Source organism: Rhodococcus sp. GA1 (assembly GCF_024321955.1).
In the GTDB taxonomy this organism is placed as follows: Bacteria; Actinomycetota; Actinomycetes; order Mycobacteriales; family Mycobacteriaceae; genus Rhodococcus; species Rhodococcus pyridinivorans.
On the sequence record NZ_CP097186.1, the window covers coordinates 3803508 to 3824698 of the forward strand.

Sequence of the window (21191 nt, forward strand, 5' to 3'; positions counted from 1 at the left end):
CCTCGGCCGAAAGGCCGGGGATTCGTTGCTGCGTCCGGTCCTGCGGAGAGTCCTACCGCCCGGCCGCGCCGTAACGATTCCCACCTGGTCAGCAGATAAACCGAGAAGGTTGTGCGCTGCGCAAGCTGCCGCCGATGGGGGTTGCGCGACGGTGAGAGAGAGGTTGGGGATTGGACTCGCTGGGTAGCGGCGGATCGGAAGCGGCGAACGCGCAGGGCATCGTGCCGCCCGGGGCCTTTCCGCTCTCGCCGGCACAGCTGGGCATGTGGTTCGCTCAGCACGTCGATCCGACGGTGCCCGCCAACATCGCTCAGTACGTCGAACTCGAGGGCGACCTCGACCGCGACCTGCTGCGTGCCGCGAGTGTCCGCGCCGCCCACGAGATGGGATCGGGTTTCCTCCGGTTCATCGAGGTCGACGCCCAGCCCTACCAGCTCGTCGACCCCACTCTCGAAGAGTCCGTCGGGTACGAGGATCTTCGGGGCGAGCCCGATCCTCGCCAGGCCGCGCTCGATTGGATGCGCGACGACCGCAGCCGTCCCGTCGACGTCCTCCGCGACCGGCTGATCTCCGCGACGGTCCTGCGCATCGGTGACCGTCGTTACTTCTGGTACAACCGCGTCCACCATCTCGCGCTCGACGGTTTCGCCGCCGCGACCTTCATGACCCGCATCGCCGAGCTCTACACGGCGTCGGTCGACGGCGTCGAACCGTCCCCGAGCCTCGCGTCCGATCTGCGCAAGGTCCACGACGTCGAGATGGAGTACCGCGGATCGAAGCGGTTCGCCGACGACCGCGAGTACTGGGCGCAGCAGATCGAGGGCATCGAGGAACCCACGAGCCTCGCCGGCCGCACCGCGGCGCCCGCGCCGGTCAGCCGCATCGACAGCGCGGCGTTGTCGGACGAGACCGAACGTCGCGTCGAGCAGCTGTCAGAGCGGGAGAACACGAGTCTGGCGACCGCCGTCATCGCGGCGTTCGCGGCCTACGTCGCCCAGATGACCGGGCAGACCGACGTCGTCCTGAGCCTGCCCGTCGCGGCTCGCACGACCGCCCTGTTGCGCCGCTCCGGCAGCATGGTCTCGAACGTCGTCCCGCTCCGGCTGAGCGTGACCGACGAGACCACTGTGCACGACCTGATCGCGGCGTCCGGTGCTGCTGTCTCGGGCGCGCTGCGTCACCAGCGCTACCGGCACGAGGACATCGTCCGCGACCGCGCCGCGACCTCGGCGGGTGGAGCGCAGTCCACCTTCTTCGGACCGTGGGTCAACATCATGCTGTTCGACAACGAGGTCCGACTCGGCGACATGGTGGGACGGATCAACATCCTGTCCACCGGTCTGATCGAGGATCTCGGCGTCAACGTCTACACCAGCGGCGACAACACCCACATCGACTTCGAGTCGAACCCGAATCTCTACGGACCCGACCGGGCCGCCTCCGACCACGCGCGGTTCGTCGAGTTCTTCGACCGCTTCGTCGGTTCGGCCTCCGACCGGCCCGTCTGGGACATCCCGCTCGCCGGCGGCACCGAACTCGACCGGGTCGTCCGCGACTGGAACCGCACCGACCATCCCGTGCAGCGCCGCGACCTGCTCGCGGAGTTCCACGACCGGGTCGCGACCTCTCCCGAGGCGACCGCGCTGGTCTTCGAAGGCGAATCGCTGACCTACGCCGAATTCGCCGCGCGGGTGAACAGCCTTGCCCGGGCACTGGTCGATCTCGGTGTCGGCCCCGAGTCCCTCGTCGGACTGTCCATCCGACGCTCGCTCGAGCTCGTCGTCGGCATGTACGCGATCGTCGAGGCGGGTGGTGCCTGGGTGCCGATCGACCCCGACCACCCCGCCGATCGCACCGCCTACATCCTCGAGACCGCCCACCCCGCGGCGGTGCTCACCACGGCACGCGACGACGTGACGCTGCCCGAGGGCATCCCCACGATAGACGTCGACACCTTCGACCACGCGCGGTTCGGCACGACACCGCTCACCGACGCCGAACGACGCGGACCGATCCTGCCGGACACGACCGCCTACGTCATCTTCACCTCCGGTTCGACGGGCCGGCCGAAGGGCGTGGCCGTGAGCCACGTGGCGATCGACAACCAGATCCAGTGGATGAACGACCAGTACGGTCTGACCTCCACCGACGTGTACCTGCAGAAGACCGCGACGACCTTCGATGTGTCGCTGTGGGGCTTCTTCATGCCCCTGCGCGTCGGCGCGACCCTCGTGATCGCGACGCCCGACGGGCACCGCGACCCGGTCTACGTCGCGAACAAGATCGCCGAGCACGGCATCACGATCACCGACTTCGTGCCGTCGATGCTCACCGTCTTCGTCGCGAATGCGCCTGCCGGGACGTGTGATTCGCTGCGGCACGTCTTCGTCATCGGTGAGGCCCTGCCGTCCGAGACCGCCGCGGACTTCGCGCGCATGTGCCCGGCCGGGCTCCACAACCTGTACGGACCCACCGAAGCCGCGGTCTCCATCACCTACCACCGGGCCGCTCCCGGCGACGTGCACAGCGTCCCGATCGGCGTCCCGCAGTGGAACAGCCGCGCATACGTCCTCGACCGGCGGCTGCGGCCGGTGCCGGTGGGCCGACCCGGCGAGCTCTACCTCGCCGGCGTCCAGCTCGCGCGCGGATATCTCGACCGTCCCGACCTGACCTCCGACCGTTTCCTCGCCGACCCCTTCGGGGCGCCCGGCGAGCGGATGTACCGCACCGGCGACCTGGTGCGGTGGGAGACCGCCGCCGACGGCACGGGTCTGCTCGAATACATCGGCCGCACCGACTTCCAGGTCAAGTTCCGCGGCCAGCGCATCGAACTCGGCGAGATCGAAGCGGTGCTCCTCGCGCACTCCGCCGTCTCGCAGGCCGTCGTGCTCGTGGTGGAGACCCCCACCGGGGACCAGCTCGTGGGGTACGTCGTCGCGGCTCCCGGCCGCACCATCGACCCTTCCGATCTCGCCGATCATGCCGGCCGGTCGCTGCCGTCGTACATGGTTCCGGCGTCGCTCATGGTGCTCGACGCGCTGCCGCTCAACACGAGCGGCAAGCTCGACCGGAAGGCGCTGCCGGAGCCGGTCTTCAGCAGCACCCGCGTCTTCCGTGAGCCGCGCACCCCCGCCGAGCGTGCCGTCGCCGAAGCGTTCGGCGAGGTCCTCGGTGTCGAACGTGTCGGTCTCGACGACGACTTCTTCGAACTCGGCGGCAACTCCCTCGTCGCCACCCAGGTGGTCTCCCGCATCGGAGCCGCGCTCGACACCCAGGTGCCCGTGCGTGTGCTGTTCGAGGCGTCCACGGTCGTGGGTCTCGCGACCCGGCTCGCCAAGCAGATCGGTACCGGCGCGCGGTCCCCGCTCGTCGCCCGACCGCGACCCGACGTGCTGCCGTTGTCGACTGCGCAGCAACGGATCTGGTTCCTCAACCGCTTCGACGTCAGCACCGCCGCCTACAACCTTCCGTTCACGGTGCGGCTCACCGGCGCCGTCGATCCCGCAGCGGTGTCCGACGCCTTCGCCGACGTGGTGGCGCGGCACGAGAGCCTGCGGACCGTCTACCCCGAGGTGGACGGCGAGCCGCAGCAGACGATCCTTCCGGTCGAGCAGGTCGTCGTCCCGCTCGAGCCGATCGACGTCGACGAGCAGGACCTGCACGCGGCCGTCGTCGACCTCGCGAGCCGCGGTTTCGACGTCGTCCGCGACGTCCCCTTCCGGGTCGCGCTGTACCGGCTCGCCCCCGACGACTACGTCCTGGCCATGGTGCTGCACCACATCGCCGCCGACGGCTCCTCGTTCGGCCCCTTCGCCCGCGACGTGGTCACGGCCTACAGCGCCCGCGCCGAGGGGAACAAGCCGAGCTGGACGCCGCTTCCCGTCCAGTACGCCGACTACGCCGTTTGGCAGCGAGAGGCCCTCGGCGACGAGGCCGACCCGAATTCCGTTGCGGCGCAGCAGCTCGACTACTGGGTGAACGAGCTCGACGGTCTGCCCGACCAGCTCGACCTGCCCACCGACCGGACCCGGCCCGCCGTCTCCTCCTACAACGGCGACAAGCACCGCTTCGCGATCGACGCCGAGACCCACCGCGGTCTCGTCGACCTCGCCCGCAGGCAGCACGCGTCGCTGTTCATGATCGTCCACGCTGCCTACGCGGCGCTGCTGTCCCGCCTCAGCGGTTCCGACGACATCGCCATCGGTACCGCCGTGGCAGGTCGTGGGGAGAAGGATCTCGACGACCTGATCGGCATGTTCGTCAACACCCTCGTCCTGCGCACCAGGGTCGATCCCGGCGTTTCGTTCGAGGACTACCTCGCCGGCGTCCGGGAGACCGACCTGACGGCGTTCTCGAACGCAGACGTCCCCTTCGAGCGTCTCGTCGAGGTGCTCAACCCGCCGCGCTCGACCGCGCGGCACCCGCTGTTCCAGGCCGCGCTGTCCCTCGAACCGGGCACCGCGCGCGACGTCTCGTTCGCGGGAGTCCACGCCGTCGGCGCCGAACTGGACGTGCCGATCTCGAAGTTCGACATCCAGCTGTGGGTGACCGAGAAGACCGGTGACGACGGCGAACCCGCCGGCCTCGACGCCCTGTTCGAGTACGCCACCGACCTGTTCGACGCCGCGACGGTCGCCGTCTTCGCCGAACGCTTCGCGCGGATTCTCGCCGGGATCGTCGCCGATGCGTCGACCTGCGTGGGCGACCTGGCGATCCTCTCGCCCGGGGAGGCCGAACGCCTGCTCACGGCGACGGGGCCCGAGCCTGCCGAGGCCCGCACCCTGGTGGAACTGCTGACCACCGGCGCCGTCGACCATCCCGACCGCGTCGCCCTCCGCGACCGCGACACCGTCCTGACCTACCGCGAACTCGACACGTGGTCGAACCGCATCGCCCGGCGGCTCGTCGAGCGCGGTGCCCGGCCCGACGGCATCGTCGCGCTGGCCTTCCCACGGTCGTGGGAGATGGTGCTCGCCGTGTGGTCGGTCGCCAAGACCGGCGCCGCCTACACGCCCGTCGACCCGGAGTACCCGGCCGAACGCGTCACCCACATGCTCGACGACTCGTCGGCCGTCTTCGGTCTGACGACGGGGGAGTACGCCACCGGTCTGTCCTCGGCCACCGAGTGGATCCGACTCGACGACCCCGAGTTCGTCGACGCGTGCGCGTCCTACCCGGACGGCCCGCTCACCGACGCCGACCGCGCTGCGCCGCTGCGCCTCGACCACACCGCTTACGTCATCTACACCTCCGGTTCGACGGGCAAGCCCAAGGGCGTCGCCGTCACCCACCGCGGCCTCGCCGGTCTCGTCCGCGAGACCGTCGAACTGTACGGCGTGACAGAGGAATCGAAGCTCCTGCACATCTGCTCGCCGAGCTTCGACCCGACGGTCCTCGACTGGACGCTGGCCGGGTCCACCGGCGCCGAACTCGTCGTGACACCGCCGTCCGTCTACGGCGGCGCCGAACTGCGCGCGCTCATCGAACGCACCGGCGTCACCCACACCGTCATCACCCCGGCGGTGCTCGGTTCCGTCGACCCGAGCGGACTCGACGCCCTGCGCGTCGTGAACGTCGGTGGCGACGTGTCCACGGCCGACCTCGTCTCCCGCTGGGCGCCCGGCCGCAACTTCTACAACGCCTACGGGCCGACCGAGACCACGATCGTCTCGACGCGCGCTCTGCTCGAACCGTCCGGGCCGATCACCATCGGACGGCCCGTGGCGGGCGTGCACGCCCTGGTCCTCGACAGCCGGCTCCGCCCGGTCCCCGCCGGTGTCGCGGGTGAGCTCTATCTCGCGGGCGACGTGCTCGCCCGCGGTTACCATCGGCGTCCGGCGCTCACCGCCGACCGGTTCGTGGCGAACCCGTTCGGCGCGAACGGAACCCGGATGTACCGCACCGGCGACATCGTGCGCTGGGACGAGCAGGGCCGCATCGAGTTCGCCGGACGCGCCGACTTCCAGGTCAAGGTCCGCGGCTACCGCATCGAACTCGGGGAGATCGACGCCGCGCTGCTGACCCACCCCTCGGTCGCCTTCGCGACCACCGTCGGACACGAGATGCCGTCGGGCCAGACCGCGCTCGTCGCGTACGTGCACGGGGACGAGCAGATCGATCCTGCCGAACTCGCCGATCACGTCGGCCGCTCGCTGCCGTCGTACATGGTGCCGTCGCAGATCGTCGTGCTCGACGAGGTGCCGCTCAACCCGGTCGGCAAACTCGACCGCCGTGCCCTGCCCGAGCCCGATCTCGGCATCAGCTACCGCGAGTTCCGTGCCCCGACCACTCCCATCGAGGAGACGGTCGCGAACGTCTTCGCCGAGGTACTCGGCGTCCAGGGCGTGGGTCTCGACGACGACTTCTTCGAGCTCGGCGGCAACTCGCTGCTCGCCACGCAGGTCGTCTCCCGGCTCGGTGTCGCCCTCGACGCGCAGGTGCCGGTGCGGGCGTTGTTCGAATCCAGTTCGGTGGCGGCCCTGGCGGTGCGCGTCGAGCAGGAGGCAGGTCGCGGAGCGCGTATCGCTCTGACGAAGATGCCGCGGCCCGAACGTGTTCCGCTGTCGCTCGCGCAGCAGCGCATGTGGTTCCTCAACCGCTTCGATCCGCGGTCGTCCACCTACAACCTCCCGATGGCGCTGCGCCTGACCGGCGAACTGGACGTCGCCGCACTGCAGGTGTCGATCATGGACGTCATCGATCGGCACGAGTCGTTGCGCACCGTCTTCCCCGACTCGCCGAACGGACCGCACCAGGTCGTCCGTGCCGCGGCGGAGGTCGTGCCGGATCTGACCCCGACCCGGATCACCCCCGACGAGCTGCCGGCCTCCGTGCGCCGCCTGGTCTTCACCGGACTGGACGTGACGTCGGACGTGCCGATCCGCGCCGAACTGTTCGAACTCGGCGACCAGGACCACGTGCTCGCGCTCGTCGTGCACCACATCTCGGCCGACGGCTGGTCCACCGGCCCGATGGCGCGCGACATCATGGTCGCCTACACTGCCCGCACCGAATGGGAGGAGCCCTCGTGGGCACCCCTGCCGGTGCAGTACGCCGACTACACGCTGTGGCAGCGGCAGGTACTCGGATCCGAGGACGATCCGCAGTCGCTGATCTCCCGGCAGCTCGACTACTGGCGTCGCACCCTCGCCGGTGCGCCCGACCAGCTCGATCTGCCCGCCGACCGTCCGCGGCCGGCCGTGCAGTCGTACTCCGGTGCGACCGTGGACTTCCCGATCGATCCGGAACTGCACCGCGAGCTCGTGGCGCTGGCACGTACCCGCAACGCATCGCTGTTCATGGTGGTGCACGCGGCCCTGAGCGTGCTGCTCGCGCGGATGTCCGGTCAGGACGACATCGCGATCGGCACCCCGGTCGCGGGTCGCGGCGAGCAGGCGCTCGACGACCTGATCGGCATGTTCGTCAACACCCTCGTGCTGCGCACGGATGTCGATTCGGGCAGGCCGTTCACCGCGCATCTCGCACGGGCACGCGATGCGGCGCTCGGCGCCTTCGGCCACGCCGACGTGCCGTTCGAGCGGCTCGTCGAGGTGCTCAACCCGACCCGCTCCACCGCCCGGCACCCGCTGTTCCAGGTGATGCTCTCGTTCGAGAACCTGCGCGCCGCGCACGTCGAACTGCGTGGCCTGACCCTCGACGTGCTCGACATCGACACGGCGGTCGCCAGGTTCGACCTGCAGCTCACCCTCACCGAGGACTTCGCGGAGGACGGCACGCCGAACGGTCTCGGAGCGGCGTTCACCTATGCGACCGACCTGTTCGATCACGCGACGGTGCGCGGATTCGCCGATCGCTTCGTCCGCATCCTCGAGGCCGTGGTGCGCGAACCCGAGGTCGTCGTCGGCGACATCGACCTGCTCGACGCCGACGAGCGACTCGCGGTCCTCGAATCGTGGAACGACACCGCGCACGAGCTGGAACCGGCCACTCTCGTCGACCTGTTCGACGCCCGGGTGGCGACGGATCCCGACGCCGCGGCCGTGGCCTTCGAGGGCGAGCAGCTGACCTACGCGGACTTCGACGCGCGAGTGAACCGCCTTGCCCGCCATCTGATCTCGCAGGGTGTCGGACCGGAGTCGACCGTCGGACTCGCGGTGCGGCGATCCCTCGACCTCCTCGTCGGCATGTACGCGATCGTCAAGGCCGGCGGCGCCTACCTGCCGCTCGACCCCGATCAGCCCGCCGACCGCAACGCGTACATCCTCGACACGGCGGCGCCGGTCGCGGTGCTGACCACCACCCGCGACGCCTTCGGGTCGACCGCGGCCGCGCACACGATCGAGATCGACACGCTCGATGTGTCCGACCTGCCGTCCGGCCCGATCACCGATGCCGATCGCATCGCCACGCTCACGCCGGCGAACACCGCCTACGTCATCTTCACGTCCGGTTCGACGGGACGGCCCAAGGGTGTCGCGGTGCCGCACGGCGCAATCGTCAACCGCCTGCTGTGGATGCAGGACGAGTACGGCCTCGGTCGCGACGACGTGGTCCTGCAGAAGACGCCGTTCACCTTCGACGTGTCGGTGTGGGAGTTCTTCTGGCCCCTGCAGATCGGTGCGCGACTCGAGATCGCACTTCCCGACGGTCATCGGGACCCGGCCTATCTCGCCCGGGTCATGGCCGACCGCGGCGTCACGGTCGCGCACTTCGTGCCGTCCATGCTCGCGGTCTTCGTCGCCGAGAACGCCGCGGCCTCGGCCTCATCGTTGCGGATGGTCTTCGCCTCGGGCGAGGCACTGCCTGCCTCGGTCGCTGCACGCCTGCGGTCGATCCTGCCGGGCGCTCGCCTGCACAATCTGTACGGCCCCACCGAGGCGGCCGTCGACGTGACCTACCACGAGGTCACCGCGGCCGACGCGGTGTCGGTGCCGATCGGCGTCCCGGTCTGGAACACCGGCGTCCACGTCCTCGACGGCCGACTGCATCCGGTGCCGGTCGGTGTCGCGGGTGAGCTCTACCTGTCGGGCGTCCAGCTGGCGCGCGGTTACGTGGCGCGGCCGGACCTGACGGCGGAACGCTTCGTCGCCTCGCCGTACGGGGCGGGGGAGAGGCTCTACCGCACGGGCGATCTCGTGCGGTGGGTCGCCCGGGAGACCTCCGACGCACGCACGGCGCGTGCCGAACTCGAATACATCGGCCGCACCGACTTCCAGGTCAAGCTGCGCGGTCTGCGCATCGAACTCGGCGAGATCGAGACGGCCCTGCTCGCGCTCGACGACGTCGACCAGGCCGTCGTGCTCGTGCGCTCGGACGCCCACTCCGGTGAGCACCTCGTCGCCTATCTCGTCGCCGCCGACGGCCGGTCGCTCGACACCACCTCCGTCTCGCGTCGTCTCGCCGGCTCGCTGCCGGCCTACATGGTGCCGTCGGTCTACGTCGTGCTCGACGAGTTCCCGCTCGGATCGTCGGGCAAGCTCGACCGCAAGGCCCTGCCGGCCCCGGTCTTCGAGGTCAAGGAGTTCCGCGCCCCGACGACCCCGGTCGAACAGATCGTCGCGTCGGTCTTCGCCGACGTCCTCGGACTCGACCGCGTCGGTCTCGACGACGACTTCTTCGCGCTCGGCGGCAACTCGCTGATCGCAACACAGGCCGTCTCCCGCATCGGCGAATCCCTCGGTGGCCGAGTGGCATTGCGCGTGATCTTCGAGGCATCCACCGTCGAGGCCCTCGCCGCCGCCGTCGAGGCCGACTCGTCGGGTGCGGCCCGCACACCGCTCGTCGCCGGGCGCCGCCCCGAACGGGTTCCGCTGTCGCTCGCGCAGCAACGCATGTGGTTCCTCAACCGCTTCGACCCGGAGTCCGCGGTCAACAACATCCCGGTGGCCGTGCACCTGTCCGGTGCGCTCGACGTCGCCGCGCTCGGGACCGCGCTGCGCGACGTCGTCGCACGGCACGAATCGCTCCGCACCGTCTACCCCGACGTCGACGGCTACGGCTACCAGAAGGTGCTCCCGGTCTCGGAGGTGCCGGTCGAGCTGACCGTCACCCGTATCGACGCCGACCGTCTGCCCGCCGAACTGCGTGCACTCGCGGCGACGTCCTTCGACGTCGCTGTCGACGTACCGATGGTGGTGCGGCTATTCGAAACCGGCCCTGATTCGCACGTGCTCGTCGCGATCCTGCACCACATCGCCGCCGACGGATTCTCGATGGTGCCGTTGACCCGCGACATCATGATCGCGTACGCGGCTCGGTCGCAGGGCGGGGATCCGGCCTGGGCTCCGCTCGAAGTCCAGTATGCCGACTTTACTCTCTGGCAACACGAGGTGCTCGGTGCGGAGAACGACCCGGAATCGCTGTTATCAAAGCAAATTCGTTACTGGACGAAGGTGCTTGCTGGTCTACCTGACAGTCTCGACCTGCCGGCGGATCGGCCTCGCCCGGCGGTGGCGTCCTACGCGGGTGCCGTCACCCGATTGCGGATCGACGCTGAGCTCCGTATCGCTATCGAACGCGTCGCCCAGCAACACCGCTCCACCGAGTTCATGGTGGTGCACGCGGTGTTGGCCTTACTGCTTGCGCGGCTGAGCGGCTCCGGTGACATCACTATCGGTACTCCGGTCGCGGGCCGCGGTGAACGTTCCCTCGACGACCTCATCGGTATGTTTGTCAATACGCTCGTTCTGCGGACCCGAGTGGATCCCTCAGCGGGATTCGAAGATCTGCTTGCCCATGTCCGCGAAGTGGACCTCGGGGCCTTCGGGCACGCAGAGCTTCCGTTCGAACGTCTCGTCGACGTACTTGCTCCCGTTCGCACTCAGGCTCACAATCCGTTGTTCCAGGTGATGCTCGCATTCCAGAACCTTGGGCAGGTCGCTCTTGAGTTGTCGAACCTATCGGTCTCGAACCTGCCGTTCGACCACGGCATGTCGAAGTTCGACCTCGCATTTACCGTTCTCGACGTTGGCGAAGAAGAGGTCGATCGCGGTTATGAACTTGAAATTCAATATGCGACTGATTTGTTCGACGCCTCCACAATCGACGAATTGAGTAAGCGATTTGTCCGTCTCCTCCATGTCGTCACCGCAGACTGGTCCGTGACGGTGGGAGATATCGATCTACTGGATGCCGACGAGCGGTCGCGTCTGCTCCAGCATTGGAATGACACTCATCATGAGGTGGATGAGTCGTCTACCCTCGTGAATCTGTTCTTCGAACAGGTCGAGCGCACGCCGGATGCGATCGCGGTGGAATTCGAGGGTGAGGCACTGACCTACTCCGAATTCTCCTCCCGTGTCAATCGTCTTGCACGGCATCTGGTCTCGGTGGGAGTGGGGCCGGACTCGACGGTCGCGTTGGCTATGCGTCGGTCGACAAGCTTGTTGGTGGGTATGTACGCCGTTGTGGTGGCGGGAGGCGCCTACGTCCCGGTGGATCCGGATCAACCGGACGAGCGCAACGCATATATCCTCGACACGGCGGCTCCCGTGGTGGTGTTGACGACTGAAAGCGACAAGTTTGCGGTCTCCGGAGCAAAAGTGGTGCCGAACCTGACTATCGACACCTTGGATCTGTGCGATGTTTCGGATGCGCCTGTGTCGGATGTAGATCGGGTATCGCCGTTGCGGCGGACGAACACCGCCTACGTCATCTTCACGTCGGGATCGACGGGACGACCGAAGGGTGTTGCGGTACCGCACCGCGCGATAGTCAATCGTCTGCGCTGGATGCAGCACGAATACCCGCTTGACGCCACCGATGTAGTACTGCAAAAGACTCCGTTCACCTTCGACGTCTCGGTCTGGGAGTTCTTCTGGCCATTGCAGGTCGGCGCTCGCCTCGTGGTGGCGCGGCCCGACGGTCACCGCGATCCGCGCTACCTGGTCTCCGTGATAGCGCGCAGTTCCGTCTCGGTCGTTCACTTTGTCCCGTCGATGCTCGCGGTCTTCGTTGCAGAGTCTTCCGTCGCCAATTGCTCGTCGCTGCGTTACTTATTCGCGTCGGGTGAGGCGCTCCCGCCAGCGTTGGCGGCCCGCACCATTGCCGTCTTGCCCCGTGTCGGGCTGCACAATCTGTACGGACCGACGGAGGCTGCGGTGGACGTGACGTACCACGAGGTCGTCGATTCTGACGTGCTGTCGGTGCCGATCGGCGCGCCTGTGTGGAACACGAAGGTCTACGTCCTCGATCACCGCCTGGCTCCGGTCCCTGTTGGTGTCCCGGGGGAACTTTATCTCGCGGGCGTTCAGCTTGCCCGAGGTTACGTAAATCGGCCGGATCTGACGGCCGACCGCTTCGTTGCCTCTCCATTCGGTGATGGTGAGCGTCTGTACCGCACCGGCGATCTCGTCCGATGGATTGGTGATGGTGAGCGGGGTGAACTCGACTACATTGGGCGAACAGATTTCCAGGTCAAGCTCCGTGGTCTGCGGATCGAATTAGGGGAAATCGAAGCCGCACTTCTCGAATGTGACGACGTCGACCAAGCCGCAGTCCTCGTGCGACAGGACCAACTGGTCGCATATATCGTGCCGCAGAGCGGCGCGACCCTCGACCGCGAGGTGGTCGATACGTATCTGTCGACGCGTCTGCCGTCCTACATGGTGCCCGCGACCTATCTCGTGCTCGATGCCATGCCATTGGGTGCGTCCGGCAAACTCGACCGCAAGGCGTTGCCAGATCCTGTTATCGAGTTACAGGAGTTCATGCCGCCGCGCACGCCGGTCGAGGAGATCGTCGCGGGTGTCTACGCGCAGGTGCTCGGTGTCCCGCGCGTCGGCCGCACCGACGACTTCTTCGCGCTCGGTGGGAACTCGCTCGTGGCGACGCAGGTGGTCGCCCGTCTCGGCGACGCCCTCGACACGACCGTCCCCGTCCGTGCCCTGTTCGACGCCCCCACCGTCGAGGCTCTCGCGGTCCGCGTCGAACAGTTCGGGGGAGCCGGGTCGCGGCCCGCCCTCGAACGGCGCGAGCGTCCGGAGCGGATCCCGCTGTCGCCCGCGCAGCAGCGCATGTGGTTCCTCAACCGCTTCGATCCGGCCTCCGCGGCGAACAACATCCCCGTCGGTGTCCGCCTCACCGGGAACCTCGACGTCGACGCGCTGCGCACCGCGCTCGGCGACGTCATCGAGCGGCACGAGTCCCTGCGGACGGTCTACCCGGACATCGACGGCGTCGGCCACCAGTCGGTGCAGCCGCCCTACGAGGTGGAACTGCCCGTCGAGCGGGTCGCCGAGAGCAGCCTGCTCGAGCGGGCGGAGCAGCTCACCTCGGCCGGCTTCGACGTCACGAGCGAAGTGCCGCTGCGGGTCGTGCTGTTCTCGCTCGGCGCGCGTGAGCACGTGCTGTTCCTCGTGGTCCACCACATCGCGTCCGACGGCTTCTCGCTGCGGCCGCTCGCGCGCGACATCATGGTCGCCTACGCGAGCCGTTCGCGCGGTGAGACCCCGAACTGGGCGCCGCTCGAGGTGCAGTACGCCGACTACGCGTTGTGGCAGCGCGACGTGCTCGGCTCCGAGGACGATCCGCGTTCGGTGCTCTCCCGCCAGGTGGAGTACTGGACCGCGCAGCTGGCGGACCTTCCCGACCAGCTCGACCTGCCGTCGGATCGTGCTCGCCCCGAGGTCGCGTCGAACACCGGACGCACCAGCCGGTTCCGTATCGAACCCGAGCTGCACTCGGCGCTGGAAAGCCTTGCCCGGGAGCGGAACACGTCCCTGTTCATGGTCGTGCACGCGGCCCTGACGGTGCTGCTGGCGCGACTGTCCGACAGCGAGGACATCGCGATCGGCACCCCGATCGCGGGTCGCGGCGCGGCCGCCCTCGACGACCTCGTCGGCATGTTCGTCAACACGCTCGTGCTGCGTGTCGGTGTGCGCAACGACATCCGGTTCCAGGATCTCCTCGCCGAGGTGCGCGACACCGACCTCGACGCCTTCGCGAACGCCGACGTCCCCTTCGAGCGGCTCGTGGAGATCCTCGACCCGCAGCGTTCGCAGGCGCGTCACCCGCTGTTCCAGGTGGCTCTGACCTTCCAGAACACCGGCCGGGTCGAGTTCGACCTCGACAGCGTCACCGCCGCGGCGGTCGACTACGAGGCGCCCACCGCCAAGTTCGACCTGCAGTTCACCTTCGCCGAGAGCGTCGGCGAGGACGGTTCGGCGGCCGGTATGGACTTCGCCGTCACCTACGCGACCGATCTGTTCGACGACCTGCGGGTCGCGGCGTTCGCGGAGCAGCTGCTGCGCATCCTGCGCGGGGTGGCCGAGGATCCGGCGGCGGTGGTCGGCGACATCGAGATCGTCGACGACTTCGAACGCGAACTGGTCGTCTCGCGCTGGAATTCGCTGGGCGACGACGTCGCACCGGCCGGAACGACACTCGTCGACATGTTCGAGGCGCGCGTCGCCGAACGCGGCGACGCGGTCGCGGTGCGGTTCGGCGACGAGCAGTTGTCCTACCGCGAACTCGGTGCGCGGGTGCACCGCCTGGCACGTCATCTCATCGATGTCGGTGCGGGTCCGGAGGATCTGGTCGCGGTCGCGATGCCGCGCTCGCTCGATCTGATCGTGGCGCTGCTCGCGGTGCTCGAGGCCGGTGCCGGTTACCTGCCGATCGACCCGAACTCGCCGACCGACCGGATCGAGTTCCTGGTTTCGGACGCGACGCCGGTGGCGGTGGTGACCACTTCGGACGTCGAGGTCGCGTTCCCGGCCTCGGTGCCGGTCGTCGAGATCGACCGTCTCGATCTGTCGGAGGTCGACGACGCACCGATCCTCGACGCGGAGCGTCGTGCCCCGCTGACGTCGACGAATCTGGCGTACGTGATCTACACGTCGGGCTCGACGGGACGCCCGAAGGGTGTGCTGATCCCGCACCGCAATGTGGTGCGGCTGATGGTCAACACCGAATCGGTGTACGGCTTCGACTCGTCGGACGTGTGGACGATGTTCCACAGCTACGCCTTCGACTTCTCGGTGTGGGAGCTGTGGGGACCGCTGCTCTACGGCGGAACCCTCGTGGTCGTCGACTACTTCACGTCGCGTTCACCGGAAGCCTTCCGCGAGTTGCTGATCCGCGAGCGGGTCACCGTGCTCAACCAGACCCCGTCGGCGTTCTACCAGCTTGTCGAGGCCGACCGGGTGGCGGCCGACGAGGCACAGCTGTCGCTGCGGTACGTGATCTTCGGTGGTGAGGCACTCGAGCCACGGCGTCTGGCCGGGTGGTTCGAGCGTCACGGCGACACCTCACCGCGGTTGGTGAACATGTACGGCATCACCGAGACGACCGTGCACGTGTCGTACCGGGAGATCGGTGCCGACCTGGCGCAGGGCGCGTCCGCGAGCGTGGTCGGTGTGCCGATCGCGGGTCTGCGGGTGTACGTGCTCGACCGGCGGCTCAAGCCGGTGCCGGTGGGTGTGGCCGGCGAGATGTACGTCGGCGGCGGCCAATTGGCGCGTGGATACCTGCGCCGTCCGGAGCTGTCGGCGGCACGTTTCGTCGCCGATCCGTTCTCGTCCGACGGTGCGCTGCTGTACCGGACGGGCGACGTCGCACGCTGGGTCGTCTCGGGCGATCTCGAATATCTCGGACGCGCCGACGACCAGGTGAAGATCCGCGGTTTCCGCATCGAACTCGGTGAGGTCGAGGCTGCGGTGCTCGCGCAGGACGAGGTCGCCCACGCGGCGGTCATCGTGCGCGAGGACACCCCGGGAGCGGCCCGGATCGTCGCCTATGTGGTTCCGCACGAGGGCATGTCGATCGACACCGAAGCGCTGCGCAGCAGTGTCGCCGTGATTCTTCCGGAGTACATGGTGCCCTCGGCGTTCGTGGTGATCGACGCGATCCCGCTGACGGTCAACGGCAAGCTCGACCGGCGGGCGTTGCCCGAGCCGGTGTTCGAGACGCGTGGTTTCCGCGCGCCGAGCACCCCGATCGAGGAGATCGTGGCGGGTGTGTTCGCCGATGTGCTCGGTGTCGACCGCATCGGTGCTGACGACGATTTCTTCGCGCTCGGTGGCAACTCGTTGATCGCGACGCAGGTGGTTTCCCGGCTCGGTGCCGCGCTCGATGCGCAGGTGCCGGTGCGGGCGTTGTTCGAGGCGTCCACCGTCGCGGAACTCGCGACGCGGGTCGAGCAGGAGTCCGGTCGCGGTGCGCGGGTGCCGCTCACGGCCCGGACCCGGCCGGAGTCGATCCCGCTGTCGCTGGCGCAGCAGCGGATGTGGTTCCTCAACCGCTTCGATCCCGACTCGACGGCCTACAACATCCCGTTCGCGTTGCGGATGACGGGCGCACTGGACGTCGACGCCTTGCGTGCCGCGGTCGCCGACCTCGTCGCACGGCACGAGTCCCTGCGGACCGTCTACCCCGAGACCGAATCCGGTCCGGTGCAGCGCATCCTGCCCGCCTCGCAGGTCCGGCCCGAGCTCGAACCGGTGGACGTCACCGCCGCCGATCTCGAACCGCGGATGCGGGAGATCGCCGCGGCCGGCTTCGACGTCACGGTCGACGTGCCGGTGCGGATGCATCTGCTCCGCGTCGCCGACGACGATCACGTCCTCGTCACCGTGGTCCACCACATCAGCGCCGACGGCTCGTCGATGGTGCCGCTGGTCCGCGACGTCATGACGGCCTACGCCGCCCGGTCCGCGGACAGCGATCCGGCGTGGGCGCCGCTCGAGGTGCAGTACGCCGACTTCGCGTTGTGGCAGCGGGAGGTCCTCGGCTCCGAGGACGATCCGGAGTCCACCGCCGCCGAGCAGCTCGGCTACTGGCGCATCGCGCTCGCCGACCTGCCCGACCAGCTCGACCTGCCGCTCGACCGTCCGCGGCCTGCGCAGCAGAGCTTCCGCGGCGACCGCGTGGAGTTCACCATCGGTGCCGATCTGCACCGCGAGCTGCGCGACCTGGCACGCAACCGGAACGCGACCGTGTTCATGGCCGTGCACGCGGCCTTCGCGGCGCTGCTCGCGCGCCTGTCCGGCTCGACGGACATCGCGGTGGGCACCCCCATCGCGGGCCGCACCGAGCAGGCCACCGAGGACATCATCGGCATGTTCGTCAACACGCTGGTGCTCCGGCTGGAGGTGGACGGTGGTGCGTCCTTCGACGAACTGCTCTCCGCGGCACGGGAAACCGATCTGCAGGCGTTCGCCCACGCGGACGTGCCGTTCGAGCGCCTCGTCGAGGTCCTGAACCCGGCCCGCTCGACCGCCCGGCACCCGCTGTTCCAGGTCGGCTTCTCGTTCCAGAACCAGAGCCGCTCCGAACTCGCCCTGCCCGGCCTCGACATCGAACCGGTCGATCTCGAAGGCGGCACCGCCCAGTTCGACATGCACCTGATCGTCGCCGACAGCTACGGCGACGATGGCGCGCCGCAGGGCATCGACGCAATCCTCACCTACGCGACGGATCTGTTCGACCGCGAGACCGCGGAAGCCGTCGCGGCCCGTTTCGAGCAGCTGCTCGAAGCGCTCGTCGAGTCGCCGGCACTGCCCGTCGGCGATCACGCGTTGCTCCTGCCGCAGGAGCGCGACGCGGTGCTCGGCGCGTGGAACGACACCGCCCACGGAACCGACACCGGAGCGACCCTCGTCGGTCTGTTCGACGAGCAGGTCGCCGCACACCGCGACGACGTCGCGCTCGTGTACGAGGGCCGGCAGTGGACCTACGGCGAGTTCGACTCGTCGGTCAACCGTCTCGCCCGGCACCTGCTGGGTCTCGGTGTGGGACCGGAGCACCGGGTCGCGCTGGCGATCCGTCGTTCGCCCGAGTTGCTCGTGGGCATGTACGCGATCGCGAAGACCGGCGCGGCCTACGTGCCGGTCGACCCGGAGCAACCCGCCGAGCGCAACACCTACATCCTCGACACGGCCGCTCCCGTCGCGATCGTCACGACGAGCGGCGACCGGGTCGAGCACGGCACCGCGCCGGTCGTCGAACTCGACCGTCTCGACCTCACCGGGCTCCCGGACGGCCCGATCACCGACGACGACCGGTCGGCTCCACTGCGGCCGGGCAACACGGCGTATGTGATCTTCACGTCGGGTTCGACCGGACGCCCCAAGGGCGTCGCGGTCTCCCACGCCGCGGTCGTCAACCAGTTGCTGTGGAAGCGTGAGCATTTCGGCATCGGGTCCGACGACGCGGTGCTGCTCAAGACCGTCGCGACGTTCGACCTGTCGGTGTGGGAGTTCTGGTCGGCGCTCACCTCCGGTGCCCGCCTGGTGATCGCCACCGCCGACGGACACCGCGATCCCGACTACCTGCTCGCGCTGCTGCGCGACGAGCAGGTGACCACGCTGCACACCGTTCCGTCCATGCTGTCGATGCTGATGACGGTCGCGGCCGGTCCGGTGGCGCCGTCGCTGCGGCGGATCCTCGCGATCGGTGAGGCACTGCCCGCGGCGGTGGCCCAGCAGTTCCGCGCGGACAACACTGCGACGCTGTACAACCTCTACGGGCCGACCGAGGCTGCGGTCTCGGTGACCGTCCACGAGGTCGACGACGCCGACCGCACCGTCGTCCCGATCGGTGTGCCCGAGTGGAACACGGCCGTCTACGTCCTCGACGACCGGTTGCGACCGGTGGCGCCGGGCGTCGCCGGCGAGCTGTACCTCGCGGGTGCCCAGCTCGCGCGGGGCTACCACGACCGTCCCGACCTCACCGCGGACCGGTTCGTCGCCGACCCGTACGGGCGCGGACGCATGTACCGCACGGGGGACATCGTCCGGTGGAACCGTGCCGGTCGCCTCGAATACCTCGACCGGGCCGACTTCCAGGTCAAGGTACGCGGTTACCGCATCGAACTCGGCGAGGTCGAGACCGTCCTGCGGGAGCTGCCGGACGTGAAGGACGTCGCCGTCCTGGTGCGCAATACCGCCCACCTCGGCGACCGTCTCGTCGCGTACGTCGTTCCGGCCACCGACGCGTTCGACTCCGGTGCGACACGGGCGTTCGACGCCGGTGCGACACGGGCGTTCGACGCCGGTGCGACACGGGCGGCGCTCGCGGAGCGACTGCCGTCGTACATGGTGCCGTCGGCCTTCGTCGAACTCGACGCGCTGCCGCTGAACACCAACGGCAAGCTCGACCGGCGGGCCCTGCCCGACCCCGAACTCGACGCGGGGCAGTTCCGCGCCCCGACCGATCCCGTCGAGGAGATCGTGGCCGCGACCGTCGCCGAACTGCTCGGTGTCGAGCGGGCCGGTCTCGACGACGACTTCTTCGAACTCGGTGGCAACTCGCTGCTCGCGACGCAGCTCGCCGCCCGGCTCGGTGCCGCACTCGACACCCGCGTGCCCGTCCGGACCGTCTTCGAGTCGTCCACGGTAGTCGCGCTCGCCGCCCGCATCCGGCCGTCGGTGGGCGAGGGCGCCCGCCCGGCACTCACGACCGTCCCGCGCCCCGAACAGGTGCTGCTGTCGCTCGCCCAGCAGCGCATGTGGACCCTGAACCGGGTCGATCCCGAATCGGGTGTCTACAACATCCCCGTCGCCGTGCGCCTGACCGGTGCGCTCGACGTGGACGCCCTGCGCGCAGCGATCGCCGACCTGTTCGCCCGGCACGAGGTGCTGCGCACCGTCTACCCGGACAGCGGTGACGGTCCGGTGCAGGTCGTGCTGCCGGTCGCACAGGCCGTGCCCGAGCTCACCCCGGTGAGCGTGACCACCGACGAGCTCGTCGACCGCCTCACCGAGATCCTCGGCAGCGGATTCGACGTGACGGCATCGGTCCCGCCGGTGCGGGTCGCGCTGCTGCGTCTCGCGGCGGACGAACATGTCCTCGCGGTCGTGGCGCACCACATCAGCGCCGACGGGTACTCGATGCGTCCGCTCGTGCGCGACGTGATGACCGCCTATCTCGCGCACGCCGCGGGGGAGACCCCGGGATGGGAACCGCTCGAGGTCCAGTACGCCGACTACACGCTGTGGCAGCAGAGAGTTCTCGGCTCCGAAGACGATCCCGAGAGCGAGCTGTCGCGTCAGCTCGACTACTGGGCCGACGAACTCTCCGGTGTCCCGGAGGTTCTCGCCCTGCCCACGGATCGTCCGCGCCCCGCCCGCCAGTCGACCGTCGGTGAGTCGTTCACCTTCACGATCGGTGAGGAACTCGCGCAGCGCATCGAGAAGACCGCCCGCGAGCACAACGCGACGGTCTTCATGACGATGCACGCCGCCTTCGCGGTGCTGCTCGCCCGCCTGTCGGGCAGCGAGGACATCGCGGTGGGGACCCCGACCGCCGGTCGTGGTGAGGAAGCGCTCGACGACCTCGTCGGCATGTTCGTCAACACCCTCGTGCTCCGCACCCGGGTGGCCGGTTCGGCGACCTTTGCGGAGCTGCTCGCACAGGCCAAGGAGAAGGACCTCGCGGCGTTCGGCAACGCCGACGTGCCGTTCGAGCGGGTCGTCGAACGTCTCGGTGTGCGACGCAACAGCGCGTACACCCCGCTGTTCCAGGCGATGCTCACCTTCCAGAACATCGACACGGGCACCTTCGCCCTGCCGGGGCTCGAGGTGGCCGCGCTCGAGACGGGCGCCGACCAGGCGAAGTTCGACCTGCAGTGCACGGTGGTCGAACGGTTCTCCGAGTCGGGAGCGCTGACCGCGCTCGATGTGACCTTCACCTACGCCACGGCACTGTTCGACGCCGCGACGGTCGAGGCCTTCGGCGATCGCTTCGTCCGGATCCTCGAGGCCGTCAGCGCCGACCCGCAGGTCGTCCTCCGTTCGATCGACATCCGCACGGATGCCGAGCGGGCGCGGGCGGCCCGGCCGAAGAAGGCACGCACCGTCGCCGATCTTCCGGCACTCGTGGCGGCAGCGGCCGCGGTGGCCCCGGACACCGTCGCCTTCCGGCACGGTGAGCGCGAGGTCACACTCGGCGAGTTCGCCCAGCGTCTGGACACCATGGCCACCACGACCGGCGGTGCGCTCACCGCGGAAGCGCTCGTCTCGGTGGTTTTGAACGGCCTCGTACCGGGGATGCTGCCCCAACTCGGCGCCGACGGTCTCGCACAGTTGGTGCGCGATGTGATCGCCGTCGCGGAAGGCGTCGATGCCGATGCGGTGGGAGACGCGGATTAGTCCTGTGTCGGTCACTTCGGGATAATGGAAGATCGGCTGTCGTTCGACTGCCCGGCCAGTACGGTGCCGGGTGGCAGCGGGGGGCGGTGTCGCGTGCACAGCGTGATGCCGAGCGCAGGTTATTTCAGGAGGCTGACGTAG

1 protein-coding gene is annotated in these 21191 nt (G+C 68.8%); it reads left to right on the forward strand.

All coding sequences use genetic code 11. The features are described 5' to 3' along the window. Positions 1 to 170: 170 nt before the first annotated feature. Positions 171 to 21050, forward strand: coding sequence for a non-ribosomal peptide synthase/polyketide synthase (locus M3330_RS18060; protein ID WP_255025823.1), 20880 nt, complete (start codon positions 171 to 173; stop codon positions 21048 to 21050). The last annotated feature ends 141 nt before the right edge of the window (positions 21051 to 21191 follow it).